The organism is Escherichia sp. E1130 (assembly GCF_005781065.1).
Classification (GTDB): Bacteria; Pseudomonadota; Gammaproteobacteria; order Enterobacterales; family Enterobacteriaceae; genus Escherichia.
Genome location: NZ_VATL01000012.1, coordinates 448893 through 473611, shown reverse-complemented (window position 1 = coordinate 473611; position 24719 = coordinate 448893). Strand labels below are relative to the sequence as shown.

The window sequence follows — 24719 nt, the reverse complement described above, 5'->3', positions numbered from 1 at the left end:
GCAGGTCCTGCGTAGGCCTGATAAGCATAGCGCATCAGGCAATCTTGCGTTTGTCCTCAGCCACCGTCACCCCGACTGTATCGGGGTGACGGGCAATAACTTACTCGATCCCTCTGCTACGCAGGTAATCTTCGTAATTACCGCTAAAGTCGATCACGCGTTCCGGAGTGATTTCCAGAATGCGGGTCGCCAGGGAGCTTACAAACTCACGGTCGTGAGAAACAAAGATCAGCGTACCCTGATACAGTTCCAGCGCCATGTTCAGTGACTCGATGGATTCCATATCCAGGTGGTTGGTCGGTTCGTCCATGATCAGAATATTCGGTTTCTGCATCATTAACTTACCAAACAGCATCCGCCCTTTTTCCCCACCGGAAAGCACTTTAGCTGGCTTTTTGATGTCGTCCTGGCTGAACAGTAAACGACCGAGAATGCTGCGCACCGCCTGCTCATCATCGCCTTCCTGCTTCCACTGACTCATCCATTCGAACACGGTCAGATCATTTTCGAACTCATATTCGTGGTCCTGGGCATAGTAACCAATGCGCGCGTTCTCAGACCATTTTACAGTGCCGCTGTCCGGTTGCAGATCGCCCACCAGCGTTTTTAACAGGGTCGATTTACCGACGCCGTTGGTACCCAGTACCGCCAGTTTTTCACCGACTTCCAGCAGCAGGTTAAGATTTTTAAACAGCGGACCGTTATCAAACCCTTTGGTCAGACCTTCCACTTCCAGCGCGTTACGGAACAGTTTCTTATCCTGCTCAAAACGAATGAACGGGTTCTGACGGCTGGAGGCTTTCACCTCTTCCAGTTTGATTTTATCAATCTGACGCGCGCGTGAAGTCGCCTGGCGAGATTTCGAGGCGTTGGCGCTAAAGCGGCTAACGAAGGATTGCAGCTCAGCAATCTGTGCTTTCTTCTTGGCATTATCAGCCAGCAGACGTTCACGCGCCTGGGTCGCGGCCGTCATGTACTCATCGTAGTTGCCCGGATAAACGCGCAGTTCGCCGTAGTCCAGATCCGCCATGTGGGTACAAACCATGTTGAGGAAGTGACGGTCGTGCGAAATGATGATCATGGTACTGTCACGCTCGTTCAGCACCTGCTCCAGCCAGCGAATGGTGTCGATGTCCAGGTTGTTGGTCGGTTCGTCGAGCAGGAGAATGTCCGGGTCAGCAAACAGCGCCTGCGCCAGCAGCACACGCAGCTTCCAGCCAGGAGCAACTTCACTCATCGGGCCGTAGTGTTGTTCCAGTGGAATACCGACGCCAAGCAACAATTCCCCCGCACGCGATTCTGCAGAGTAACCGTCCATTTCGCCGTATTTCACTTCCAGATCGGCCACTTTGTAACCATCTTCTTCGCTCATTTCCGGCAAAGCATAGATGCGGTCGCGCTCTTGCTTCACTTCCCACAACTCTTTATGCCCCATGATCACCGTATCCAGCACGGTGTACTCTTCAAAGGCAAATTGATCCTGGCGCAGCTTACCAATGCGCTCATTCGGATCGAGGGAAACGTTGCCCAGCGTCGGCTCAAGGTCGCCGCCGAGGATTTTCATAAAGGTGGATTTACCACTACCGTTCGCGCCAATCAGGCCGTAACGGTTGCCGCCGCCAAATTTGACGGAAATGTTTTCAAACAACGGCTTACTGCCGAACTGCATGGTGACGTTACTGGAAACTAACACAGGCGTATCCTGAAAAGAGATATGACAAACCGCGCATTATGCCATAAGTCTGAAAGAAGATCCCGTCCCCCGCTTAAGGTCTACACTCTTCCCAAAGGCAAAAAATGTGATTTAGTACACATCTGATTTCACTGTTAGCTGGAATGAACATATAATGCGCTTCCAATACTCTAATATTCTCAACCTAATGGCCTGCCAGGCACTAAATCTCGCTTAACATGAATATGAAATTGAAAACATTATTCGCAGCGGCCTTCGCTGTTGTCGGCTTTTGCAGTACCGCCTCTGCGGTAACTTATCCTCTGCCAACCGACGGGAGTCGCCTGGTTGGTCAGAATCAGGTGATCACTATCCCTGAAGGTAACACTCAGCCGCTGGAGTATTTTGCTGCCGAGTACCAGATGGGTCTTTCCAACATGATGGAAGCGAACCCTGGTGTGGATACCTTCCTGCCGAAAGGCGGCACCGTACTGAATATTCCACAGCAGTTGATCCTGCCAGATACCGTGCATGAAGGTATCGTCATTAACAGCGCAGAGATGCGTTTGTACTACTATCCGAAAGGGACCAACACCGTTATCGTGCTGCCGATCGGGATTGGTCAGTTAGGTAAAGACACACCTATCAACTGGACCACCAAAGTAGAGCGTAAGAAAGCAGGCCCGACCTGGACACCGACCGCCAAAATGCACGCAGAGTACCGCGCAGCGGGCGAACCGCTTCCGGCAGTCGTTCCGGCTGGCCCGGATAACCCGATGGGGCTGTATGCACTGTACATCGGTCGCCTGTACGCTATCCACGGCACCAACGCTAACTTCGGTATCGGTCTGCGCGTAAGCCACGGCTGTGTGCGTCTGCGTAACGAAGACATTAAATTCCTGTTCGAGAAAGTGCCAGTCGGTACTCGCGTGCAGTTTATTGATGAGCCGGTAAAAGCGACTACCGAGCCAGACGGCAGCCGTTATATTGAAGTCCATAACCCGCTGTCTACCACCGAAGCCCAGTTTGAAGGTCAGGAAATTGTACCGATTACTCTGACGAAGAGCGTGCAGACAGTGACTGGTCAGCCAGACGTTGATCAGGTTGTTCTGGATGAAGCGATTAAAAATCGTTCCGGGATGCCGGTTCGCCTGAATTAATCGTTAAAACTTAAGCAAAAGGCGGAGTGATAATCCGCCTGAGGCTGCTAATGGCAATACATAATTGCCTGATGCGCTACGCTTATCAGGCCTACGCAGAACCTGCAATATATTGAATCCGCAAGTTTTTGTAGGCCGCATCCGGCATGAACAAAGCGCGTATTACCAACACTCAGAGGCGGACTAATAATCCGCCTTTTTAATTTGTCAGACCTTACCCCGCCGGGATCATAACCAACAAAACATATCCCACCAGCGCCGCCCACAACAGCATCGGTATTGAATAGAGATGGAAACGCCACCAGATACGGCGATCGTTCGCCATACGTAGCGCAATCAAATTTGCCAGCGATCCGGGTAATAAACCAAAGCCACCTACGTTTACCGCCCATGCCAGTAGTAAAAACGGTGGCACATAATTGAGCAGCAAAATCGTGCCCGGCACGTTACTGATTACCTGCGATAAACCAATCGCCGTCAGCCATAATCCAGGTTCAGATAAATGACTCACGTTGCTCAACACGCCCTGTAATACCGGAAGTTGGGTCAGTAAATGGACGTCGATAAACATCGCCATAAACACCAGCAGCAGCGTCCAGTCCACGCTCAGCACCACGCGACGCGCCAGAAGCGCAAAGCCCGCCGCCACAATCACCAGCCCCCACAGCTCTTGTTTCAACTCCAGCGCCATAAGGAAGACGATATACAGCCCCAGACAACTCCACACCAGCCGAGGCTTCCACTCCGGCATCTGCGAACCAGTATGGTATTGCAGCGCCTTTCCAGGGAAACAACACCAACACAGCAGCAGTAGTGTCAGCATCATCGCACCAGCCAGCGGGGCCATTTGGGCAATAAAACCGACAAACGAAAGATCAGAACGTCCCCAGATTAGGATATTTTGCGGATTGCCAATCGGCGTCAGCAACGATCCGGCATTCACCGCCAACGCCTCGAAAATAATCAGCCGATTAACCGGGATCTCACACAGTCTTTTTAGCGTGATGGTCAGCGGAACCACAATAAACAGCGCGACGTCGTTGGTCAGAAACGTAGAAAGCAGCGCCGCTGCCAGCACCATAAACATCGCCAGTCGACGCTCAGTAGCAAAACGGCGCACCATTTTGCGCCCAAGCACATCAAAATAGCCGCTTAACTCGACGCCTTTGGTCAGCAGCATCAGGCCACTTAAGGTGATGATGGTGTGCCAGTCAATAGCGCCAGGCCAGGACTTAGGTGTGAAAGGAACGAAAAAACTTAATCCGATGCCAACAAGAATTAATAACTGAAAAAAGCGATCGCCTTGCAGCGAGCGTAAAAAAGGCAGGCTCATTTAGCACCGTGTTTCTGGGTAAACAAACGAAAGGCGTCCAGCGTCTCCTCACTGACATGGTGCTCCATGCCTTCCGCGTCGCGACGGGCGATTTCCGGGCTAACGCCCAACACCAACAAGAAATTTTCGACGACCTGATGACGCTCGCGACTTTCCTGCGCCAGCTTCTCTCCTTCTGCCGTTAAAAACACGCCACGCCAGGGGATCATTTCAATCAATCCCATTGTTGCCAGTCGCTTAAGCATTTTAGCCACCGTAGGTTGAGAGACTCCCAGACGGGCGGCCATATCAACCTGGCGCGCTTCTCCCACCTCCATCATCAGGTCAGAAATCAGCTCAACGTAATCGTCGATAAGTTCACGGCGATGTGCCTCTCTGACCTGGCGGAATCCTTCAACGTGCTCTTCCACGTTCACTAACTGCGTCACTTTTTTTGCTGTTGGCGTACCTGCGCGACGACTCATTGTGCTTCCTCATTATGGTGACACATACATAGCGTTCTCATTTCGTGCGCACATTGTAAACCAGAGTTGCGAAGGTACAAAAAATTAACGTTTTAGCAATAGCTATATAATATAGCCTGTGCTATATCTGTATGTAATGCAATCATCCCTCATGGAACGACGGGATTAGCAAGTCAGGAGGTCTTATGAATGAGTTCAAGAGGTGTATGCGCGTGTTTAGTCACTCTCCCTTTAAAGTACGGTTAATGCTGCTCTCGATGTTGTGCGATATGGTCAACAACAAACCGCAGCAAGATAAACCTTCCGATAAATAGCGGCGTCGCGGTACGCCGCTTTACTCCTGCTTTATTGCAGGCATAGATTGTTCTGGATTGAAAACCCCCACTTTTTATCGGATTTGCTATTCTCTTCGCAAAAGATTTGCTCCTCAGTAGTTGACCTGAACGGCAGCTCGCTCTATCTTCTTGCAGCCCTGCGTATATTGCGGCTCGCAGATGCGGACCCTTCCCCCTCTTCACGCACACTTGCAGGTATTGACCCTTGACGCCAGGGTAAGCACATGGCGTTTGTTACGATAGTGGCATATGAACTTAACCCTTAAAGAATCGCTTGTTTCCCGTAGCCGGGTTTTTAGCCCGTGGACTGCGTTCTACTTTTTACAGTCGCTATTGATTAACCTTGGTTTAGGTTATCCCTTTAGTTTTCTCTATACCGCCGCTTTTACTGCCATTTTGCTTTTGTTATGGCGGATGTTGCCGCGCGTGCAAAAAACCTTAATAGGCGTCTGTTCGCTGGTGGCGGCCTGTTATTTCCCTTTTGCTCAGGCGTATGGTGCGCCTAACTTCAATACATTGCTGGCGCTGCATTCCACCAATATGGAAGAGTCGACCGAAATTCTTACGATCTTCCCGTGGTATAGCTATCTGGTCGGCTTATTTATTTTTGCGCTCGGCGTGATTGCGATCAGGCGGAAAAAAGAGGATGAAAAAGCACGCTGGAATAAATTCGACAGCCTGTGTCTGGTATTCAGTGTGGCGACATTTTTTGTCGCTCCGGTTCAAAATCTCGCCTGGGGCGGTGTATTTAAACTCAAAGACACCGGTTATCCGGTATTTCGTTTTGCCAGGGATGTCATCGTCAACAATAATGAGGTGATTGAAGAGCAAGAACGGATGGCGAAACTTTCCGGGATGAAAGATACCTGGACAGTCACTGCGGTTAAACCCAAATATCATACTTATGTGGTGGTCATTGGCGAAAGCGCACGTCGCGATGCCCTCGGTGCCTTTGGCGGTCACTGGAACAATACCCCGTTTGCCAGCAGCGTTAACGGCCTGATTTTTTCTGATTATATTGCTGCCAGTGGCTCCACGCAGAAATCTCTCGGATTAACGCTTAACCGCGTAGTCGATGGCAAGCCACAGTTTCAGGATAACTTTGTGACCCTGGCCAACCGAGCAGGATTCCAGACCTGGTGGTTTTCTAATCAGGGGCAAATAGGCGAATACGATACAGCTATCGCCAGCATCGCTAAACGTGCAGATGAAGTGCAATTCCTGAAAAACGGTAATTTTGAAGCAGATAAGAACGCTAAAGACGAAGAACTACTGACAATGACCGCTCAGGTATTGGCGGAAGAACACTCGCAGCCGCAACTGATTGTTTTGCATCTGATGGGCTCACATCCTCAGGCCTGTGACCGGACACAAGGCAAATACGAAACCTTTGTACAATCGAAAGAAACATCGTGCTATCTCTACACCATGACGCAAACTGACGATTTACTGCGCAAACTGTACGACCAGTTACGCAACAGCGGCAGCAGTTTCTCCATGGTTTATTTTTCAGACCACGGTTTAGCCTTTAAAGAACGCGGAAAAGAAGTTCAATACCTGGCCCACGATGATAAATATCAGCAGAATTTCCAGGTGCCTTTTATGGTCATTTCCAGCGACGATAAAGCGCATCGGGTGATTAAAGCCCGCCGTTCAGCCAATGATTTCTTAGGTTTTTTCTCACAGTGGACGGGAATTAAAGCGCAGGAAATCAACATCAACTACCCGTTTATTTCCGAGAAGAAAGCCGGGCCAATCTACATCACCAACTTCCAGTTACAGAAGGTGGACTACAACCATCTCGGAACCGATATTTTCGCCCCGAAATCCTAAGATAAAAAAATCCGCCCCGAGGGGCGGATTTTTTATATCACCGAAGTGATTAGAAGCGGTAACCAACACCGGCGATCCAGGTGCCTACGTCAACGCTACGAATACGGCTCTGCTCGTAAGAGAAGTCCAGAGCAACGTTTTCGATCGGGTTGAACTGCAGACCTGCGCCGTAGGAGAAACCGTAGTCGCTGGTGTCGTGTTTATAGGTCGGGTAGTTGGTGTCCTGGAATTTACCGTAGCCCACACCTACAACACCGTAGATGCTCGCCCAGTCGTTGATGCGGTATGCCGGACCAGCAGTGATGCCGTAGTACTGGGTTTTGTTGTAATCGCCTGCACTGTTAGTACGACTTTTTTCAGTGTAAGTGAAAGAACCGATCACACCCAGCGGGCTGTTGTCTTCTTCATAGCGGTATTTCAGGTTGAAACCGCCCATTTTGTTCATTTTGCCCTGAGCGTCGCTCTGAGCGTAACCGCCAGTTACGGTAGAAGTAGCAGCTACGGAAGTACCTGCGGTGAAAGCCAGAACTGCGGCCAGTGCTGAAAGACATGCAATTTTTTTCATAACCACCTCAAATGTGATTCAAATAAGTCCTAAGCTTTAAATATATCAAAAATTAATGGGAAACTCTTCGCGATTTGTGATGTCTAACGGGCCATTTCATGTAACAGAACGTTTCCACATGCCGCTATCCATCTAAATTTACATCATTTTTTCAGTAAACTGCGTAAGTATTACGCATATTTTCACTGTCGTTCATCCAGATTATTCCTAATCACCAAGCTGATGAATCAATCAATCCTGGCGCATTTTAGTCAAAACGGGGAAAAATTTTTCAACAAATGCTCAACCAGTTTTAGTTATATCCAGTACACTCCTCGCTTTACCTGACTATACAAATTTATGGGGGAACGGATGCCAGGGACATTACGTAAAATGCCGGTCTGGTTACCGATATTATTATTGCTCGTTGCCATGGCGTCTATTCAGGGCGGGGCCTCATTAGCAAAGTCGCTTTTTCCACTGGTCGGCGCGCCGGGCGTGACTGCACTGCGCCTGGCGCTGGGAACACTGATTCTTATCGCATTCTTTAAACCGTGGCGACTGCGGTTTGCCAAGGAACAGCGCTTGCCGCTGTTGTTTTACGGCATCTCACTGGGGGGAATGAACTATCTTTTTTATCTTTCTATTCAGACCGTACCGCTTGGGATTGCGGTGGCGCTGGAGTTCACCGGACCACTGGCAGTGGCGCTGTTCTCTTCACGCCGCCCCGTAGACTTTGTTTGGGTTGTGCTGGTGGTACTCGGCCTGTGGTTCCTGCTGCCGCTGGGGCAGGATGTTTCGCATGTCGACCTAACCGGCTGTGCGCTGGCGCTCGGTGCCGGTGCTTGTTGGGCTATCTACATATTAAGTGGGCAACGCGCCGGTGCGGAACACGGCCCGGCGACGGTGGCAATCGGTTCGCTGATTGCGGCGCTTATTTTCGTGCCGATTGGCGCATTCCAGGCCGGAGAGGCGCTCTGGCACTGGTCGGTTGTTCCATTGGGTCTGGCTGTCGCTATCCTCTCTACCGCTCTGCCCTATTCGCTTGAGATGATTGCCCTCACCCGTCTGCCGACCCGGACATTTGGTACGCTAATGAGTATGGAACCTGCACTGGCTGCCGTTTCCGGAATGATTTTCCTCGGTGAGACATTGGCGCCAATACAACTGCTGGCCCTCGGCGCGATTATTGCCGCCTCAATGGGCTCAACGCTGACAGCGCGCAAAGAGACTAAAATTAAAGAATTAGATATTAATTAAAGCTAGCTTTCTGCATGGTTATGCATAACCATGCAGAATATTACACGACTCTTCATCCCTGCCCTTTTTATATATCTTGTTATCCTAAAACCTATTTTCTCTGAATAGTTCGCGTAAAAAAGAAAATAAGAATCGCCTCCAGCAATATACATAACTATGTGAATTTATATGGTTTTTATTTTTCACGCTTGTTACCGCTATTAGTGTGATAGGGACAGCCAGAATAGCGGAACACCAGGGTGGTGCTATACTTAGTTTCGTTAATTACTGGGACACAACATCAAGAGGATATGAAATTATGAGTACCGCTAAATTAGTTAAAGCAAAAGCGACAAATCTGCTTTATACCCGCAACGATGTCTCTGACAGCGAGAAGAAAGCGACAGTTGAGTTGCTGAATCGCCAGGTTATCCAGTTTATTGATCTCTCTTTGATTACCAAACAAGCGCACTGGAACATGCGCGGCGCTAACTTCATTGCCGTACATGAGATGCTGGATGGTTTCCGTACCGCACTGACCGATCACCTGGATACTATGGCAGAGCGCGCGGTGCAACTAGGCGGCGTTGCCCTTGGTACCACTCAAGTTATTAACAGCAAAACCCCGCTGAAAAGCTACCCCCTGGACATCCACAGCGTTCAGGATCACCTGAAAGAGCTGGCTGACCGTTACGCGATTGTTGCCAACGACGTGCGCAAAGCGATTGGCGAAGCGAAAGATGACGACACCGCAGATATCCTGACCGCCGCTTCCCGCGACCTGGATAAATTCTTGTGGTTTATCGAATCTAATATCGAATAAATCCATCGCAGATGGTGCAAAACTTAAGTAAGCGATAAAAGCGGCTTCCTGACAGGAGGCCGTTTTGTATTGCTGCCCGCCTTTACGCACTTTTTTAGTGCAACTCATCGCCTTCTCCGCCTGTCAAAGTAAAATACTTGTATCAACAACATCACACAATCGTTACATAAAGATTGTTTTTTCATCAGAATTTACGCTAAATAACCTATGTGTTGAGTGCACTATTTTTGCGCACCACTTTGGCGCCCCAATATGGTGCAGACCGGAGATGTTGCCCCATAAATTGTGCAACCCGTTTTTACTGCTCCTATAAAAATCAAAGAGTTGTAAAACTGGCACGATTTTTTCATATACGTAAATGTCACGCAGGGGATCGTCCCGTGGATAGAAAAAAGGAAATGCTATGAAGTCTGTATTAAAAGTTTCACTGGCTGCACTGACCCTGGCTTTTGCGGTTTCTTCTCATGCCGCGGATAAAAAACTGGTTGTGGCGACGGATACCGCCTTCGTTCCGTTTGAATTTAAACAGGGCGACAAATACGTTGGTTTTGATGTGGATCTGTGGGCTGCTATCGCCAAAGAACTGAAGCTGGATTACGAACTGAAACCAATGGATTTCAGCGGCATCATCCCAGCACTGCAAACCAAAAACATCGATCTGGCGTTGGCGGGCATTACCATTACCGACGAGCGTAAAAAAGCGATCGATTTCTCTGACGGCTACTACAAAAGCGGCCTGTTAGTGATGGTGAAAGCCAACAATAACGATGTGAAAAGCGTGAAAGATCTCGATGGTAAAGTGGTTGCTGTGAAGAGCGGCACCGGCTCCGTTGATTACGCAAAAGCGAACATCAAAACCAAAGATCTGCGTCAGTTCCCGAACATCGATAACGCCTATATGGAACTGGGTACCAACCGCGCAGACGCCGTCCTGCACGACACACCAAACATTCTGTACTTCATCAAAACCGCCGGGAACGGTCAGTTCAAAGCGGTAGGTGACTCTCTGGAAGCACAGCAATACGGTATTGCGTTCCCGAAAGGTAGCGACGAGCTGCGTGACAAAATCAACGGCGCGTTGAAAACCCTGCGCGAGAACGGCACATACAACGAAATCTACAAAAAATGGTTCGGTACTGAACCGAAATAATGATTGCCTTTAATTTATGGCCCGGTGGCCTTTTGCATACCGGGCCAGCGTTTCGCCCCGCCAGCCTTCTGGCTCGGGTATTTACACCACGGTAACAGGAACAACATATGCAGTTTGACTGGAGTGCCATCTGGCCTGCCATTCCGCTTCTGATTGAAGGCGCCAAAATGACCCTGTGGATTTCAGTCCTCGGTCTGGCTGGCGGCCTGGTTATCGGACTGGCGGCAGGTTTTGCACGCACCTTCGGTGGTTGGATAGCCAACCACGTCGCGCTGGTCTTTATTGAAGTGATCCGCGGCACACCTATCGTCGTCCAGGTGATGTTTATCTACTTCGCCCTGCCGATGGCGTTTAACGACTTACGCATCGACCCGTTTACTGCGGCGGTGGTCACCATCATGATCAACTCCGGCGCGTACATTGCGGAAATCACGCGTGGTGCGGTGCTGTCAATCCACAAAGGTTTTCGTGAAGCAGGACTGGCGCTCGGCCTTTCACGTTGGGAAACCATTCGCTACGTCATTTTACCGCTGGCACTGCGCCGTATGCTGCCGCCGCTGGGTAACCAGTGGATCATCAGCATTAAAGATACCTCGCTGTTTATTGTTATCGGCGTGGCGGAACTGACCCGTCAGGGGCAAGAAATTATTGCCGGTAACTTCCGCGCCCTTGAGATCTGGAGCGCCGTGGCGGTGTTCTATCTGATTATTACCCTGGTGCTGAGCTTTATTCTGCGTCGTCTGGAAAGAAGGATGAAAATCCTGTGATTGAATTTAAAAACGTCTCCAAGCACTTTGGCCCAACCCAAGTGCTGCACAATATCGATTTGAATATTGCCCAGGGCGAAGTCGTGGTGATTATCGGGCCGTCTGGTTCCGGTAAATCGACCCTGCTGCGCTGCATCAACAAACTGGAAGAAATCACCTCCGGCGATCTGATTGTCGATGGTCTGAAGGTTAACGATCCGAAAGTTGACGAGCGCCTGATTCGCCAGGAAGCGGGTATGGTGTTCCAGCAGTTTTACCTTTTCCCGCATCTGACGGCGCTGGAAAACGTCATGTTTGGCCCGCTACGCGTGCGTGGCGCGAACAAAGAAGAGGCGGAAAAACTGGCACGTGAATTGCTGGCGAAAGTCGGTCTGGCGGAACGCGCCCATCACTACCCTTCCGAACTTTCTGGTGGTCAGCAGCAGCGTGTAGCGATTGCCCGCGCGCTGGCGGTGAAACCGAAAATGATGCTGTTTGATGAACCGACTTCCGCTCTTGACCCGGAATTGCGCCATGAAGTGCTGAAGGTTATGCAGGATCTGGCTGAAGAAGGGATGACGATGGTGATCGTGACCCACGAAATCGGTTTTGCCGAGAAAGTAGCTTCGCGCCTGATCTTTATCGACAAAGGCCGGATTGCGGAAGATGGCGATCCGCAGGTGTTGATCAAAAATCCGCCGAGCCAGCGCTTGCAGGAATTTTTACAGCACGTCTCTTAATAAGACACATTGCCTGATGCGCTACGCTTATCAGGCCTACAGGATATATGGCAACTTATTAAAATTGCATGAACGTGTAGGACGGATAAGGCGTTCACGCCGCATCCGGCAAAAAAGCCCGCACGTTGTCAGCAACCTGCTTAATATCCCTTCCTCCCTTTCACCCGAAAGGGAGGCACACCAGATTCCTCTCATTTAAAATCGCCCCTCCCCCAGCATCTATACTTATCTTTTTGCTCTGTTTTCTCACTGGAGGAGTCATGCGGTGGATCCTGTTCATCCTCTTCTGCCTGCTGGGCGCACCTGCCCACGCGGTATCCATACCCGGCGTTACAACCACAACGACAACGGACTCAACGACTGAACCGGCCCCGGAACCGGATATCGAACAAAAAAAAGCGGCTTATGGCGCACTGGCGGATGTGCTGGATAATGACACCTCGCGTAAAGAGTTGATCGACCAGTTGCGCACCGTCGCCGCGACGCCCCCTGCGGAACCGGTCCCGAAGATCGTGCCGCCAACGCTGGTTGAAGAGCAAACCGTGCTGCAAAAGGTCACCGAAGTCAGCCACCATTATGGTGAAGCCCTTTCCGCCCGCTTCGGGCAACTTTATCGCAATATCACCGGCTCCCCACATAAGCCGTTTAATCCACAAACCTTCAGCAATGCGCTGACCCATTTTTCAATGTTAGCGGTTTTAGTGTTTGGTTTTTACTGGCTGATTCGCCTGTGCGCACTGCCTCTGTATCGCAAAATGGGCCAGTGGGCGCGGCAAAAAAATCGTGAGCGCAGTAACTGGTTGCAGCTTCCGGCGATGATTATCGGGGCGTTTATTATCGACCTGCTGTTACTGGCTCTGACATTATTTGTCGGTCAGGTTTTAAGCGACAACCTGAATGCGGGCAGTCGCACCATCGCTTTCCAACAAAGTTTGTTTCTCAACGCCTTTGCCCTGATTGAATTTTTCAAAGCGGTTTTACGCCTGATTTTTTGCCCGAACGTGGCGGAGTTGCGCCCGTTTAACATCCAGGATGAGAGCGCCCGTTACTGGAGTCGCCGCCTGAGCTGGTTAAGCAGTTTGATAGGCTATGGCCTGATTGTGGCAGTGCCGATTATCTCTAATCAGGTGAATGTACAAATTGGCGCGCTGGCAAACGTAGCAATCATGCTGTGCATGACCATCTGGGCGCTGTACCTGATCTTTCGTAATAAAAAAGAGATTACCCAGCATTTGCTCAACTTTGCGGAGCATTCGCTGGCCTTTTTCAGCCTGTTTATCCGCGCCTTTGCGCTGGTCTGGCACTGGCTGGCAAGCGCCTATTTTATCGTGCTGTTTTTCTTTTCGTTGTTCGATCCGGGCAATAGCCTGAAATTTATGATGGGCGCGACGGTGCGCAGCCTGGCGATTATTGGTATCGCAGCGTTTGTTTCCGGTATGTTTTCCCGCTGGCTGGCGAAAACCATCACCCTCTCGCCACATACTCAGCGTAACTATCCGGAGCTGCAAAAACGGCTGAATGGCTGGCTTTCGGCGGCACTGAAAACGGCGCGTATTCTGACAGTCTGCGTGGCGGTAATGTTGCTGTTGAGCGCATGGGGATTGTTCGATTTCTGGAACTGGCTGCAAAACGGTGCGGGGCAAAAAACGGTAGATATCCTGATCCGTATCGCGCTCATTCTTTTCTTCTCAGCGGTTGGCTGGACGGTGCTCGCCAGTTTGATCGAAAACCGACTGGCCTCGGATATCCATGGTCGCCCGCTGCCCAGCGCCCGCACACGTACCCTGCTGACGCTGTTTCGTAACGCGCTGGCAGTGATCATCAGTACCATCACCATCATGATTGTGTTGTCGGAAATCGGCGTCAACATTGCGCCGCTGCTGGCAGGTGCAGGGGCGTTGGGGCTGGCTATCTCTTTCGGTTCGCAAACGCTGGTGAAAGATATTATCACCGGGGTATTTATTCAGTTTGAAAACGGTATGAACACCGGAGATTTAGTGACCATCGGGCCGTTGACGGGTACGGTGGAACGAATGTCGATTCGATCCGTTGGCGTGCGCCAGGATACCGGGGCGTATCACATCATTCCGTGGTCTTCGATTACCACCTTTGCCAACTTTGTCCGTGGCATTGGTTCAGTGGTGGCAAATTACGATGTTGATCGCCATGAAGATACTGATAAAGCCAATCAGGCGCTGAAAGATGCGGTAGCGGAATTAATGGAAAACGAAGAAATTCGCGGGCTGATTATTGGTGAACCGAACTTTGCCGGGATTGTCGGCTTAAGCAATACCGCATTTACACTGCGTGTGTCGTTCACCACGCTGCCACTCAAACAGTGGACGGTACGCTTTGCCCTCGACAGCCAGGTGAAAAAGCATTTCGACCTGGCGGGTGTTCGCGCGCCAGTGCAGACTTATCAGGTGCTGCCGGCTCCGGGCGCGGCCCCGGCAGAACCGCTGCCACCGGGGGAGCCAACGCTTTAACGCTGGCGATTGACAAAACGGCGACGCTGCTCGTCGTTCATAAAGGTCCAGGCAATAAAGCGACTCTGCTTTTGCCCCTGGGCCATCTCTTTTTTTACCACCTTCACCGCGCCCACGTCCGTCAAAGCACGATACAACGGCGGTAAGTTTTCACCACGAGATACCAGCGAGGTAAACCACATCACTTGCTTCGCGAAGCCTTTGCTCTCTTCAATCATCTTTTTGATAAAGGCGACTTCACCGCCTTCACACCACAACTCCTGTTGCTGACCACCAAAGTTCAGTGCATCGTCTTTGTTCAGCCCAAGGTTACGGCGTTTACGCTCACTACCTGCCCGTGCCGCAGCGGCGGAATCGTGGAACGGTGGGTTACACAAGGTGGCATCGTATTGCTCATTTTTATGGATAATGCCGTTAAAAATCGCCCCGCTCTCTTTCTGCCGACGCAGACGAATGGCGCGGTTAAGCCCCGGATTAGCACTGATGATCGCCTGCGCACTGCTTAACGCCTGGCTGCTGGTTTCGCTGCCGGTAAAACGCCAGCCATATTCATGTACGCCAATCAGCGGGTAAATACAGTTCGCACCAACGCCGATATCCAGAATGCTGGCATTAGCTGGAATTGTTCCGCTTGCTTCAGCCAGTAAATCGGCAAGGTGATGAATATAATCCGCCCGGCCCGGTACTGGCGGGCAGAGAAAACCGTCCGGAATGTCCCAGTTCGCTACGGCGTAAAAATGGGCCAGCAACGCCTTATTGAGCGCCTTCACCGCCAGTGGATTGGCAAAGTCTACGCTTTGCTCCCCGGCGGGTGTAAGCGTGAGGAATTGCTTGAGTTCAGGATTGACCTGACAAAGCGTGGCGAGATCGTAGCGGCTGTGATGACGGTTGCGCGGATGCAACCCCGGTTTCTGGGCGGACATAGCATTCTCCTTTAAGCAGCGGCGTAAGATACCCGCATAACGCGACAGGGTAAATATCTGGCTGCATTTATCATTCCCAAAAACCTTAACATGACTATGGTTTATGGCAATTCACCATAAAAATCAGCATCATGCATGTCATTGATTTGTCTTATTTTGTAAAAATATATCGTTCAAAAAACAAGCACATCTCTGTCAATTTTTTGCGTCATTTGCATCGCACAGGCGACCTACACTTATCAGGCACTACTCGTTGTATTTCTGAGGATGTCATTATGAAAAAGTGCCTCGCACTACTGATTACCACCGTCCTGAGCGGAATCTCTCTCACGGCTTATGCCGCGCAGCCTCTGAGTAACCAGGACAGCGGTCAGCTACGGCCCGCCGGTACCGTTTCGGCAACTGGCGCATCAAACCTAAGCGATCTGGAGGATAAACTGGCAGAAAAAGCGCGCGAACAAGGCGCGAAAGGTTATGTCATTAATTCCGCAGGCGGAAATGACCAGATGTTCGGTACTGCAACCATCTACAAATAACCCCACCAACGTAACTGCATTCGCCTCTGGATGCAGTTTTCGTTTGTTTTGTAATCAAAAAACATCAAATATGAACGCAATGTAAATAAATGTATTTCTTTTTCGCGCAATGGGTGATAGAAAATCGCGCCAAGTGATAATGCTTATCAAAATTATTATCACTTTCACGAATACTATTACGGGATTAACAGTGGCATCGCATCCGCAGAGATGCTTTCTCGTGACAGTGAAAACTTAAACATATAAGAAAAAGTCACCTGCTAAATGGAAAACAATCGCAATTTCCCTGCCAGACAATTTCATTCGCTCACGTTCTTTGCCGGTCTTTGTATTGGCATCACGCCTGTGGCACAGGCACTCGCCGCCGAAGGGCAAACTAACGCGGATGACACGCTGGTTGTCGAAGCATCAACGCCTTCGCTTTATGCGCCACAACAATCTGCCGATCCGAAATTCTCGCGTCCGGTAGCGGATACGACCCGCACGATGACGGTGATTTCCGAACAGGTGATTAAAGATCAGGGCGCGACTAACCTTACCGACGCACTCAAAAACGTCCCCGGCGTAGGCGCATTTTTTGCTGGTGAGAACGGTAACTCCACCACTGGCGACGCCATTTATATGCGCGGTGCCGATACCTCTAACAGTATTTATATTGATGGCATTCGCGATATCGGCAGCGTCTCGCGCGACACCTTCAATACCGAGCAGGTCGAAGTAATTAAAGGGCCGTCAGGCACCGACTACGGGCGCAGCGCACCGACAGGCTCGATCAATATGATCAGCAAACAGCCGCGCAATGATTCCGGCATTGACGCCTCCGCCAGTATTGGCAGCGCCTGGTTCCGCCGCGGCACGCTGGACGTCAATCAGGTCATTGGTGATACCTCCGCGGTGCGTCTGAATGTGATGGGCGAAAAAACGCACGATGCCGGACGCGACAAAGTCAAAAATGAGCGTTACGGCGTCGCCCCTTCTGTAGCTTTTGGCCTTGGCACAGCGAATCGTTTGTATCTTAATTATCTGCATGTCACCCAGCACAACACGCCAGACGGCGGCATTCCGACCATCGGTTTGCCGGGCTATTCCGCCCCATCTGCGGGAACAGCGGCACTGAATCATTCCGGAAAAGTAGATACGCATAACTTTTATGGCACGGATTCCGATTACGACGATTCGACCACCGATACCGCCACCATGCGTTTTGAGCACGACATCAACGATAACACCACCATTCGCAATACGACTCGATGGTCGCGCGTGAAGCAGGATTACCTGATGACGGCGATTATGGGCGGGGCGTCGAATATTACCCAGCCCACCAGCGATGTGAATACTTGGACCTGGTCACGTACGGCGAACACCAAAGATGTGAGTAATAAAATTCTCACCAACCAGACCAACCTGACTACCACATTTTATACCGGCTCTGTCGGTCATGATGTCAGTACTGGCGTGGAATTTACCCGTGAAACGCAGACCAACTACGGCGTTAATCCGGTGACGTTACCGGCGGTGAATATTTATCATCCTGACAGCAGCATTCATCCCGGCGGCCTGACGCGCAACGGCGCAAACGCCAATGGTCAGACGGATACCTTCGCAATTTATGCCTTCGATACGCTGCAAATCACCCGTGATTTTGAGCTGAACGGCGGGATCCGTCTGGATAATTATCATACTGAATATGACAGTGCCACCGCCTGCGGCGGCAGTGGACGCGGCGCAGTCACCTGCCCTGCTGGCGTGGCAAACGGTTCTCCGGTCACCACCATCGACACTGCCAAGTCGGGCAATCTGGTGAACTGGAAAGCCGGGGCGCTGTATCACCTGACGGAAAACGGCAATGTCTATATTAACTATGCCGTTTCCCAGCAGCCGCCAGGCGGCAACAACTTCGCCCTTGCGCAGTCTGGCAGCGGTAACAGCGCCAGCCGCACCGACTTTAAACCGCAAAAAGCCAACACCAGTGAGATTGGCACCAAATGGCAGGTGCTGGATAAACGCCTGTTGCTTACCGCCGCGCTGTTCCGTACTGATATCGAAAATGAAGTTGAGCAAAACGATGACGGGACTTACTCGCAATACGGTAAGAAACGCGTCGAAGGCTATGAGATATCCGTGGCCGGGAATATCACGCCCGCGTGGCAGGTGATTGGCGGATATACCCAGCAAAAAGCGACCATTAAAAATGGCGCGGACGTGGCTCAGGATGGTTCCTCATCTCTGCCATATACGCCGGAGCACGCCTTTACCTTATGGAGCCAATATCAGGCAACCGATGATATTTCCGTTGGCGCGGGCGCGCGTTACATCGGCAGTATGCATAAAGGTTCAGACGGCGCGGTGGGAACGCCAGCATTTACCGAAGGTTATTGGGTCGCCGATGCCAAACTGGGGTATCGGGTTAATCGCAATCTCGACTTCCAGCTAAACGTCTACAACCTGTTTGATACCGATTACGTCGCCTCGATCAACAAGAGCGGCTACCGTTATCACCCGGGCGAACCAAGAACGTTCCTGCTCACCACCAATATGCATTTCTGATTCAGATGTGGGGCGCACGGCCCCACTTTTTGGAGAACTTGTATGATGTACCACATTCCTGGCGTGCTATCGCCACAGGACGTCGCCCGGTTTCGCGAACAACTGGAACAAGCCGAATGGGTTGATGGACGCGTCACCACCGGTGCACAAGGCGCACAAGTTAAGAGCAATCAGCAAGTGGACACCCGTAGCGCCCTGTACGCCGCACTGCAAAATGAGGTGCTGAACGCGGTTAACCAACATGCTTTGTTCTTTGCCGCTGCCTTGCCGCGTACCCTTTCCACACCGCTGTTTAATCGCTATCAGAACAATGAAACTTATGGTTTTCATGTGGATGGCGCAGTACGCAGTCATCCACAAAACGGCTGGATGCGCACTGACCTTTCAGCCTCGCTGTTTTTGAGCGATCCACAAAGCTACGACGGCGGCGAACTGGTCGTTAATGACACCTTTGGACAACATCGGGTAAAACTTCCGGCAGGCGATCTGGTGTTGTACCCCTCCAGCAGCCTGCACTGCGTGACACCCGTAACCCGCGGCGTGCGAGTGGCATCATTTATGTGGATCCAGTCGATGATTCGCGATGATAAAAAGCGCGCCATGCTGTTTGAACTGGACAACAATATTCAGTCGCTGAAAAGCCGCTATGGCGAAAGTGAAGAGATCCTGTCGCTGCTCAATCTTTATCATAATCTGCTGCGGGAATGGTCGGAGATCTGACGCTTGAACTGCCCGAGTTCGTCCCTATATTAGCTACACTTAACTGTACAAGCATTGATATGGGGAGGACGATATGGCATACGGTTGGGCTAACGATGACGCCGTCAACGAACAGATCAACAGTACAATTGAAGATGCGATCGCTCGCGCTCGGGGTGAAATTCCGCGTGGCGAAAGCCTGTATGAATGTGAAGAGTGTGGCGCCCCCATCCCGCAGGCCCGTCGGGAAGCCATTCCTGGCGTGCGCTTATGCATTCATTGTCAGCAGGAGAAAGATTTACAAAAACCAGCTTATACAGGATATAATCGCAGAGGTTCGAAAGACAGCCAGTTACGTTAACTGCAACTGGCGCGATGCATAGCGAGTATAATTTGTATTTTGCGTGGCATTCCGTGCCTTTAACGCTACCGTGACTGCCACGCGATATAAAACGGGTCCATAAGTACAACAAATAAATGGTTTATCAATATGTTAGATATCAATCAATTTATTTGAACAAGGTGGTCAATTCTCTTCGATTTTATCTCTCGAAAAAAAACGTGATACTCATCACATCGACGAAACAACGTCACTTAAACAAAAATCACCTGCGAGAGATTAATTATGAAAACTATCAATACTGTTGTTGCTGCTATGGCTCTTTCAACTCTGTCATTTGGCGTGTTTGCGGCGGAACCGGTAACGGCATCTCAGGCCCAGAGCATGAACAAAATCGGCGTAGTTTCTGCCGATGGCGCATCCACCCTCGATGCCCTGGAAGCGAAACTGGCTGAGAAAGCTGCGGCAGCCGGTGCTAGTGGATACAGCATTACTTCCGCCACCAACACTAATAAATTAAGTGGTACCGCGGTAATTTATAAGTAATTCGTAAGCCGGATCAAGCGTTTACACCGCATCCGACAACAGATGCCTGATGCGACGCTACCGCGTCTTATCAGGCCTACAAAATCCGAACCGTTGGTCGGATATGACGTTTACGCTACGTCCAGCACAAGTATTTCCCTGTCTGTTTGCCGACAGACGCATGTGCTCTAACCCTCATTGATCCTATGTTACCCTTGTTTGCCCGTCCGTCACTGGACGGGCTTTTTTTAGCTGGCTAATTGTTAGCAGAAAGCCAGCAACGTCTCTTCTGACATACCAACCTGTCGCGCTGCATCGCAAATGGCCTGCCAGCTCCCAGCATCCAGCGGGATCCCAAACTCCTGCCGTTCACGGCGCATATTCACTTCCCACTCGCCTGGTAGCAAAATCGGTTTATCTTCATCATGCGGCGAGGCTTTCACCCACTGGGTAAAGGCTTCTGTTTGCGCTGTGCATTCCGGCGCACCAAACAACTCCGGATTAACGATAATAGTGGTCTACAGTTAAAACCGGCATCGGGGCTACTCTGCAATGTGTCCTGATGGGTAGTTTTACCGCCAGAAAGCGCACCACCAAGAATTTCGCACATCATCGCCAGAGCATAACCTTTATGTTCAGCAAAACTCAGTAACGCTCCCAACGGTGGCTCCTGCATTACCGCCGGATTGGTCGTTGGCACACCGTTAGCATCAATCAGGCAACCTGGCGGCACGGGTACGCCTTTATGCCAGGCGACACGCGTTTTACCAAACGCAATGGTGCTGGTCGCGTAATCAAGCAGCAGCGGGAAACCATCTTTTCGAGGAAAGACGACGCAAAACGGATTTGTGCCTAAGCGACTGTCCCGGCCACGGAACGGCGCAACAGCCTTACTCCCGACCACACTGACAAAGTGGATAGAGACGAATCCCGCCGCCGCGCACTGTTCCGCCCAATAACCGATACGCCCGATATGATGTGAGTTACTCAGCGCTATGGCGGCAATGCCGTGCTGGCGTGCTTTTTCAATCCCCAGCGCCATTGCCTCATATGCAGCTACCTGACCGCATGCACGATCGCCATCAAGCGTGACCATTGCCCCCGCATCTTTGACAATTTTAGCGTGATGGTTGAGTTGCAAATAACCCTGCTGCCAGGAACGCACATAGTTCGGGATCATGCCAATACCATGTGAATCATGTCCTGCCAGATTTGCCGCAATTAAATGATCTGCTACTAGTTTTGCTTCCTGTTCCTCGCTACCCATCTGACGAAACACAGCCAGGATAAAGTTGTGCAGCGTCTGGGCATCAAAGCGACGACCACTTTCCATGGTTAACTCCTTTTATGTTATATGCCTGTTGCTTTTTTATGCTGCGCGCCGCACACGGGAAGGTCAATCAAGATGCTGCACTTTGATTTTGCTGGGGAGTAAAGACCGGATGACAGTGATCATCCGGCTGGGGGAGAACTTAAAATGATTGTTTAACGCGCGCCAGACCGTCGTTAACGGTTGCCACTTCACCCGCCGCCAGCAGGCAGCAAGCCATCTGGATTTTCAGCGATTCAGGAATCGGTTCGCTGCCAGCCAGGCAACGCTCAATCCACTTCGCCGTGGTTTCCGGGTCTTTGGCTTGTGGCAGTAGCTCGTTGCCAGCAGTGTCCTGTTTTTCATACAGCACCCGCATCCCTTCACGGTCGATCAAATTGATTTGCGGGCAGCGTTGCGGATTAGCATAAACTTCACCTTCGGTGCCATGCATTAACAGCGCTCGTCCGCCAATATCGCTAAAGAATTTTGCGACTCGCCCGATATATTCCGGATGCGAAACGCTGGAAAGACGCAGCGCCTCACCTTCGGCAAATGGCGTCGCCAGTTTCGCCAGGGTATGCGCACTGTTACGCACGCCCATCCGCCAGCGCATCGCCAGTTGTTTTTCCAGCGGCGGGCAAAACGCGCCTACAGGCATAAACACCGGTTGATGTTCGTCGAGCTTCGCCTGCGCCTGCCCGGCATGTAGCGTTGGCGTAATACCCATCAGTTCGAAAATGGTTTCGGTCAGCACGCGGGTTGGATCTTCGCTAACCCCGTGAACCACCACAGGAAAACCGAGTTTGTGTAGCAGAAGTGCCAGCAACGGCGTCAGGTTGGCCTGTTTACGCGCACCGTTGTAACTGGGGATGACAATGGGCATCGGCTTGCCGGTAGGCGGCGTCAGCTTGATGGTGTGATTTTGCATGGCTTCGTAAAAGCCGAGCATCTCTGCTTCCCCTTCCCCTTTGATACGCAGCGCAATCAATACGCCGCCCAGCTCGAGGTCAGGGACTTCACCGTTGAGCATATGGGCATACAGACCGCGCGCAGTATCCCGGTCTAAATCGCGCGCGTGGTTTTTCCCGCGCCCGATCTCTTTAATGATTTTGCGATAGTCCATTTACGACTCCTTACCTGACTCACATCATTAACGCCGCCGACGGCGTGGGGATTTCGCTTTTTCTTTCTTTTTAACTATACCTTCAGGGACTTCCGGTTGCTCAATCGGAAATACCGGTAATGCATCCAGTAGTCGCTTGCCATAGTTTTTGGTCAGCAAGCGTTTATCGTAAATCACCACTTCCCCCCAGCAGCCGTGGCTTCGGATCAAACGCCCAACCTGCTGGATCAGGTTAAACGAGGCGCTCGGCAGGCTTTGCACCTCAAACGGATAGCGGTTGAGGCTTTTCAGCCATTCTCCTTCGGTGATCACCACCGGGCTGTCAATAGGCGGAAAAGCGATTTTGTGGATATGCACCTGGCTGAGAAGATCGCCTTTCAAATCCAGCCCTTCGGCAAAAGACTGTAAACCCACCAGTACGCTGCGCTCACCGTTGGCGACGCGTTTGCGATGCAGTTCAACTAAACGGTAACGCGGCTGATCGCCCTGCACCAGCAACATCAACCGTAAATCCGTCACATAGTCGAGAAACCGCTGCATCGCACGCCCGCTGGCAAACAGTACCAACATACCGAGATGTTTTTTGCTCTCCACCTGCTCACGGAAGAACGCCGCCATTTCAGCAATGTGCTGTTCTTCGTTGTCAATGGAAGGCTCAAAGCGCATCCGGGGAATAACAATTTTGCCCTGTTCGCAGTGGTTGAAGGGAGAATCCAGCGCCACAAAGCGGTCGCCTGCTTTCTCTTTCAGCCCGCTCATCTCCTGCAAACGCGAAAAACTGTTCAGCGAACGCAAGGTCGCGGAGGTGACAATAATGTGCGGAATGCTGCGCCACAGCAGCCTTTCCAGTTGATCGCTAACACGTATTCCCACGCAGTGAAACCAGAGATGCAGCTGCCCTTCGCGCTCTTCCCGCGTCGCCCATTTGGTCACGGGCGCACCGGAAGATTGCGCCAGCGAAGCCAACCGCCAGAGTTTGCTTTGCGCCTCAAACATCCCCAGCGCGCGGTTCATCTGCAAAATCAAACGGTGCAGACGCACAATGTCATGAGTACCAGTTTTCTCGCTTAAATCGTTAAGAAATAACTCCGCCAGACCACGCAGCATCTCGGTGAGTTTTGCCAGCCGCTGGCAGATCTCCAGCACTTCCTCAGGCAGTTCGCCCATCGCAAAACGGTGCTCTGCCTCCTGCCCGGCAGGCATGTAGAGATTGAGAATGTTGTTTAACGAGGCGATAAGCTCATACAACTCTTCACAATGCGCATTCAAACGCTCGGGGATCGCCAGCGGTGGGATCGTCTTCGGGCGAAACTGTTCCATGCAGGTGGCGACCAGTTTGGTGAACAAGTCCAGCTGTAGCCGATACCACGGTGCGGTGATTTCGGCGCTCATCTCCAGCGCATCTCGCGCCACATCCGGCAGGTGATGACCTTCGTCCAGCACCAGCAGCAGATTTTTCGGGTCAGGTAATACGGCTTCGCTTTCCATCGCCGCCATCACCAGCGCATGGTTTGCCACCACCACTTCCGCTTCCTGAATCTCCCGACGGGCAACAAAAAACGGGCATTCGCGATAGTAATAACAGTTGCGGTTAAGGCAACTGGCCTTGTCGGTACTCAAACGACGCCAGAGATCGTCATCTATAGCGATATCAGTATGATCGCGCAGACCGTCCCATTTATAAGTGTCGAGATCGCCCTTCAGCTTCGCACAACGTTTTTGCTCTTCCTGATTATTTGGCGTCAGTTCGTCGTCAAGAAACGCCAGCAGATCCTGTTGCGTGGGTTCAGTGCTGGCTAGCGCCGTCAGGTTACGCGGGCAAACGTAGCGCCCACGCCCAAAAGCAGCGGTGAATTTAAGATCGGGAATGATCTTTTTAAGCAGCGGTAAATCTTTGCTGTAGATCTGATCCTGCAACGCCACGTTGGCGGTACTCACCACCAGCGTTTTTTGCTCTTCGCGGGCAATGGCGATGCCGGGAATCAAATAGGAGAGCGTTTTCCCAACGCCGGTGGGCGCTTCAATCGCCAGATGCCGCCCTTCTTCTCCGGCCAGCGTTTTGGCGACGTCCGCAATCATCTGCCGCTGCGGCGCACGGGGAATAAAGTCGGGGATCTGTTCCTGAAGCGCCTTATACCAGGCAGCGATTTGCGCTTTAAGCGCGGCGGTTAATGCCATGAGAAAACCTG

22 protein-coding genes and 1 pseudogene are annotated in these 24719 nt (G+C 51.3%); 14 read left to right on the top strand and 9 right to left on the bottom strand.

Going from position 1 to position 24719, the window contains the following annotated elements:
* Positions 1–100 precede the first annotated feature (100 nt).
* Positions 101–1693 carry an ABC-F family ATPase gene (locus tag FEK66_RS12925; RefSeq protein ID WP_130205149.1) on the bottom strand — a complete coding sequence of 531 codons (1593 nt, stop codon included), beginning with the start codon at positions 1691–1693 and terminating at the stop codon, positions 101–103.
* 218 nt (positions 1694–1911) lie between these two features.
* Here FEK66_RS12925 and ldtB point away from each other — a divergent pair, with 218 nt between their 5' ends.
* The gene (gene ldtB / locus FEK66_RS12920) at positions 1912–2832 is read left to right on the top strand and encodes a L,D-transpeptidase (RefSeq protein ID WP_001056384.1); all 921 of its coding nucleotides are present in this window, start codon (positions 1912–1914) and stop codon (positions 2830–2832) included.
* 214 nt (positions 2833–3046) lie between these two features.
* On the opposite strand, the gene FEK66_RS12915 is transcribed toward ldtB, so the two are convergent.
* Together FEK66_RS12915 and mntR are read right to left on the bottom strand one after the other, a co-directional pair.
* Positions 3047–4165, bottom strand: coding sequence for an anion transporter (locus FEK66_RS12915; protein WP_135493599.1), 1119 nt, complete (start codon positions 4163–4165; stop codon positions 3047–3049).
* Positions 4162–4629, bottom strand: a complete 468-nt coding sequence (gene mntR / locus FEK66_RS12910; RefSeq protein ID WP_130259766.1) for a manganese-binding transcriptional regulator MntR — start codon at positions 4627–4629, stop codon at positions 4162–4164. Before mntR ends, FEK66_RS12915 begins: the two co-directional genes overlap by 4 nt.
* A 185-nt stretch (positions 4630–4814) precedes the next feature.
* Here mntR and mntS point away from each other — a divergent pair, with 185 nt between their 5' ends.
* The gene (gene mntS / locus FEK66_RS12905; protein ID WP_001001761.1) at positions 4815–4943 is read left to right on the top strand and encodes a manganase accumulation protein MntS; all 129 of its coding nucleotides are present in this window, start codon (positions 4815–4817) and stop codon (positions 4941–4943) included.
* Between the two features lie 270 nt (positions 4944–5213).
* Positions 5214–6797 carry a phosphoethanolamine transferase gene (opgE, locus tag FEK66_RS12900; RefSeq protein WP_135493598.1) on the top strand — a complete coding sequence of 528 codons (1584 nt, stop codon included), beginning with the start codon at positions 5214–5216 and terminating at the stop codon, positions 6795–6797.
* Positions 6798–6846: 49 nt separating this feature from the next.
* Here the strand turns inward: opgE and ompX are convergent, their stop codons facing one another.
* Both ompX and FEK66_RS12890 read right to left on the bottom strand, forming a co-directional pair.
* A complete protein-coding gene (gene ompX, locus FEK66_RS12895) occupies positions 6847–7362 on the bottom strand; it encodes an outer membrane protein OmpX (RefSeq protein ID WP_105289445.1) in 516 nt (171 codons plus the stop codon).
* A 52-nt stretch (positions 7363–7414) separates the two neighbouring features.
* Positions 7415–7480 (bottom strand): protein YliM, encoded by a 66-nt coding sequence (locus tag FEK66_RS12890; RefSeq protein ID WP_120795379.1) that lies wholly within the window; start codon positions 7478–7480, stop codon positions 7415–7417.
* Between the two features lie 233 nt (positions 7481–7713).
* Between FEK66_RS12890 and rhtA the strand changes: the two genes are divergently transcribed.
* The 6 genes from rhtA to ybiO all read left to right on the top strand — a co-directional run bounded on the left by rhtA (position 7714) and on the right by ybiO (position 14525).
* Positions 7714–8601, top strand: coding sequence for a threonine/homoserine exporter RhtA (gene rhtA / locus FEK66_RS12885; RefSeq protein ID WP_130259768.1), 888 nt, complete (start codon positions 7714–7716; stop codon positions 8599–8601).
* A gap of 298 nt (positions 8602–8899) precedes the next feature.
* Entirely contained in the window at positions 8900–9403 is a 504-nt protein-coding gene (gene dps, locus FEK66_RS12880; protein WP_064530112.1) for a DNA starvation/stationary phase protection protein Dps, read from the top strand.
* Positions 9404–9806: 403 nt separating this feature from the next.
* The gene (gene glnH, locus FEK66_RS12870) at positions 9807–10553 is read left to right on the top strand and encodes a glutamine ABC transporter substrate-binding protein GlnH (RefSeq protein ID WP_130205139.1); all 747 of its coding nucleotides are present in this window, start codon (positions 9807–9809) and stop codon (positions 10551–10553) included.
* A 107-nt stretch (positions 10554–10660) separates the two neighbouring features.
* On the top strand, positions 10661–11320 hold the full coding sequence (gene glnP / locus FEK66_RS12865; RefSeq protein ID WP_061090926.1) for a glutamine ABC transporter permease GlnP: 660 nt from the start codon (positions 10661–10663) through the stop codon (positions 11318–11320).
* Complete coding sequence (gene glnQ / locus FEK66_RS12860; protein WP_000569080.1) at positions 11317–12039, top strand: glutamine ABC transporter ATP-binding protein GlnQ; 723 nt, start codon at positions 11317–11319, stop codon at positions 12037–12039. The genes glnP and glnQ overlap by 4 nt, the downstream gene beginning before the upstream one ends.
* Positions 12040–12299: 260 nt before the next feature.
* Positions 12300–14525 (top strand): mechanosensitive channel protein, encoded by a 2226-nt coding sequence (ybiO, locus tag FEK66_RS12855; RefSeq protein WP_138211472.1) that lies wholly within the window; start codon positions 12300–12302, stop codon positions 14523–14525.
* Here the strand turns inward: ybiO and rlmF are convergent.
* Entirely contained in the window at positions 14522–15448 is a 927-nt protein-coding gene (rlmF, locus tag FEK66_RS12850; RefSeq protein WP_069913319.1) for a 23S rRNA (adenine(1618)-N(6))-methyltransferase RlmF, read from the bottom strand. The genes ybiO and rlmF overlap by 4 nt on opposite strands.
* A 275-nt stretch (positions 15449–15723) precedes the next feature.
* On the opposite strand from rlmF, the gene mcbA reads away from it, so the two are divergent.
* From mcbA to ybiJ, 5 genes are all read left to right on the top strand, one after another.
* Entirely contained in the window at positions 15724–15984 is a 261-nt protein-coding gene (gene mcbA / locus FEK66_RS12845) for a DUF1471 family periplasmic protein McbA (protein WP_135493596.1), read from the top strand.
* A 264-nt stretch (positions 15985–16248) separates the two neighbouring features.
* Positions 16249–18531, top strand: coding sequence for a catecholate siderophore receptor Fiu (locus FEK66_RS12840; protein WP_135493595.1), 2283 nt, complete (start codon positions 16249–16251; stop codon positions 18529–18531).
* Positions 18532–18573: 42 nt separating this feature from the next.
* Positions 18574–19251: a PKHD-type hydroxylase YbiX gene (gene ybiX / locus FEK66_RS12835; RefSeq protein ID WP_135493594.1), complete on the top strand. Its 678-nt coding sequence runs from the start codon at positions 18574–18576 to the stop codon at positions 19249–19251.
* 73 nt (positions 19252–19324) lie between these two features.
* On the top strand, positions 19325–19591 hold the full coding sequence (gene ybiI / locus FEK66_RS12830) for a C4-type zinc finger protein YbiI (RefSeq protein WP_135493593.1): 267 nt from the start codon (positions 19325–19327) through the stop codon (positions 19589–19591).
* A 264-nt stretch (positions 19592–19855) separates the two neighbouring features.
* The gene (gene ybiJ / locus FEK66_RS12825) at positions 19856–20116 is read left to right on the top strand and encodes a DUF1471 family protein YbiJ (RefSeq protein WP_130259773.1); all 261 of its coding nucleotides are present in this window, start codon (positions 19856–19858) and stop codon (positions 20114–20116) included.
* A gap of 242 nt (positions 20117–20358) precedes the next feature.
* Here the strand turns inward: ybiJ and FEK66_RS12820 are convergent.
* The 3 genes and pseudogenes from FEK66_RS12820 to dinG form a co-directional block, all read right to left on the bottom strand.
* Positions 20359–21428 (bottom strand): annotated as a pseudogene (locus tag FEK66_RS12820) (malate/lactate/ureidoglycolate dehydrogenase).
* Between the two features lie 139 nt (positions 21429–21567).
* Positions 21568–22530, bottom strand: a complete 963-nt coding sequence (gene ybiB, locus FEK66_RS12815; RefSeq protein ID WP_135493592.1) for a DNA-binding protein YbiB — start codon at positions 22528–22530, stop codon at positions 21568–21570.
* Between the two features lie 27 nt (positions 22531–22557).
* Positions 22558–24708, bottom strand: coding sequence for an ATP-dependent DNA helicase DinG (gene dinG, locus FEK66_RS12810; protein ID WP_135493591.1), 2151 nt, complete (start codon positions 24706–24708; stop codon positions 22558–22560).
* Between the last annotated feature and the right edge of the window lie 11 nt (positions 24709–24719).

What these genes read in the sequence shown, in the direction of transcription:
- ldtB (WP_001056384.1), top strand. Translation starts at nt 1,912, where the DNA reads ATGAATATGAAATTGAAAACATTATTCGCAGCGGCCTTCGCTGTTGTC.
- FEK66_RS12915 (WP_135493599.1), bottom strand. Translation starts at nt 4,165, where the DNA reads ATGAGCCTGCCTTTTTTACGCTCGCTGCAAGGCGATCGCTTTTTTCAG.
- mntR (WP_130259766.1), bottom strand. Translation starts at nt 4,629, where the DNA reads ATGAGTCGTCGCGCAGGTACGCCAACAGCAAAAAAAGTGACGCAGTTA.
- mntS (WP_001001761.1), top strand. Translation starts at nt 4,815, where the DNA reads ATGAATGAGTTCAAGAGGTGTATGCGCGTGTTTAGTCACTCTCCCTTT.
- opgE (WP_135493598.1), top strand. Translation starts at nt 5,214, where the DNA reads ATGAACTTAACCCTTAAAGAATCGCTTGTTTCCCGTAGCCGGGTTTTT.
- ompX (WP_105289445.1), bottom strand. Translation starts at nt 7,362, where the DNA reads ATGAAAAAAATTGCATGTCTTTCAGCACTGGCCGCAGTTCTGGCTTTC.
- rhtA (WP_130259768.1), top strand. Translation starts at nt 7,714, where the DNA reads ATGCCAGGGACATTACGTAAAATGCCGGTCTGGTTACCGATATTATTA.
- dps (WP_064530112.1), top strand. Translation starts at nt 8,900, where the DNA reads ATGAGTACCGCTAAATTAGTTAAAGCAAAAGCGACAAATCTGCTTTAT.
- glnH (WP_130205139.1), top strand. Translation starts at nt 9,807, where the DNA reads ATGAAGTCTGTATTAAAAGTTTCACTGGCTGCACTGACCCTGGCTTTT.
- glnP (WP_061090926.1), top strand. Translation starts at nt 10,661, where the DNA reads ATGCAGTTTGACTGGAGTGCCATCTGGCCTGCCATTCCGCTTCTGATT.
- ybiO (WP_138211472.1), top strand. Translation starts at nt 12,300, where the DNA reads ATGCGGTGGATCCTGTTCATCCTCTTCTGCCTGCTGGGCGCACCTGCC.
- rlmF (WP_069913319.1), bottom strand. Translation starts at nt 15,448, where the DNA reads ATGTCCGCCCAGAAACCGGGGTTGCATCCGCGCAACCGTCATCACAGC.
- mcbA (WP_135493596.1), top strand. Translation starts at nt 15,724, where the DNA reads ATGAAAAAGTGCCTCGCACTACTGATTACCACCGTCCTGAGCGGAATC.
- FEK66_RS12840 (WP_135493595.1), top strand. Translation starts at nt 16,249, where the DNA reads ATGGAAAACAATCGCAATTTCCCTGCCAGACAATTTCATTCGCTCACG.
- ybiX (WP_135493594.1), top strand. Translation starts at nt 18,574, where the DNA reads ATGATGTACCACATTCCTGGCGTGCTATCGCCACAGGACGTCGCCCGG.
- ybiI (WP_135493593.1), top strand. Translation starts at nt 19,325, where the DNA reads ATGGCATACGGTTGGGCTAACGATGACGCCGTCAACGAACAGATCAAC.
- ybiJ (WP_130259773.1), top strand. Translation starts at nt 19,856, where the DNA reads ATGAAAACTATCAATACTGTTGTTGCTGCTATGGCTCTTTCAACTCTG.
- ybiB (WP_135493592.1), bottom strand. Translation starts at nt 22,530, where the DNA reads ATGGACTATCGCAAAATCATTAAAGAGATCGGGCGCGGGAAAAACCAC.
- dinG (WP_135493591.1), bottom strand. Translation starts at nt 24,708, where the DNA reads ATGGCATTAACCGCCGCGCTTAAAGCGCAAATCGCTGCCTGGTATAAG.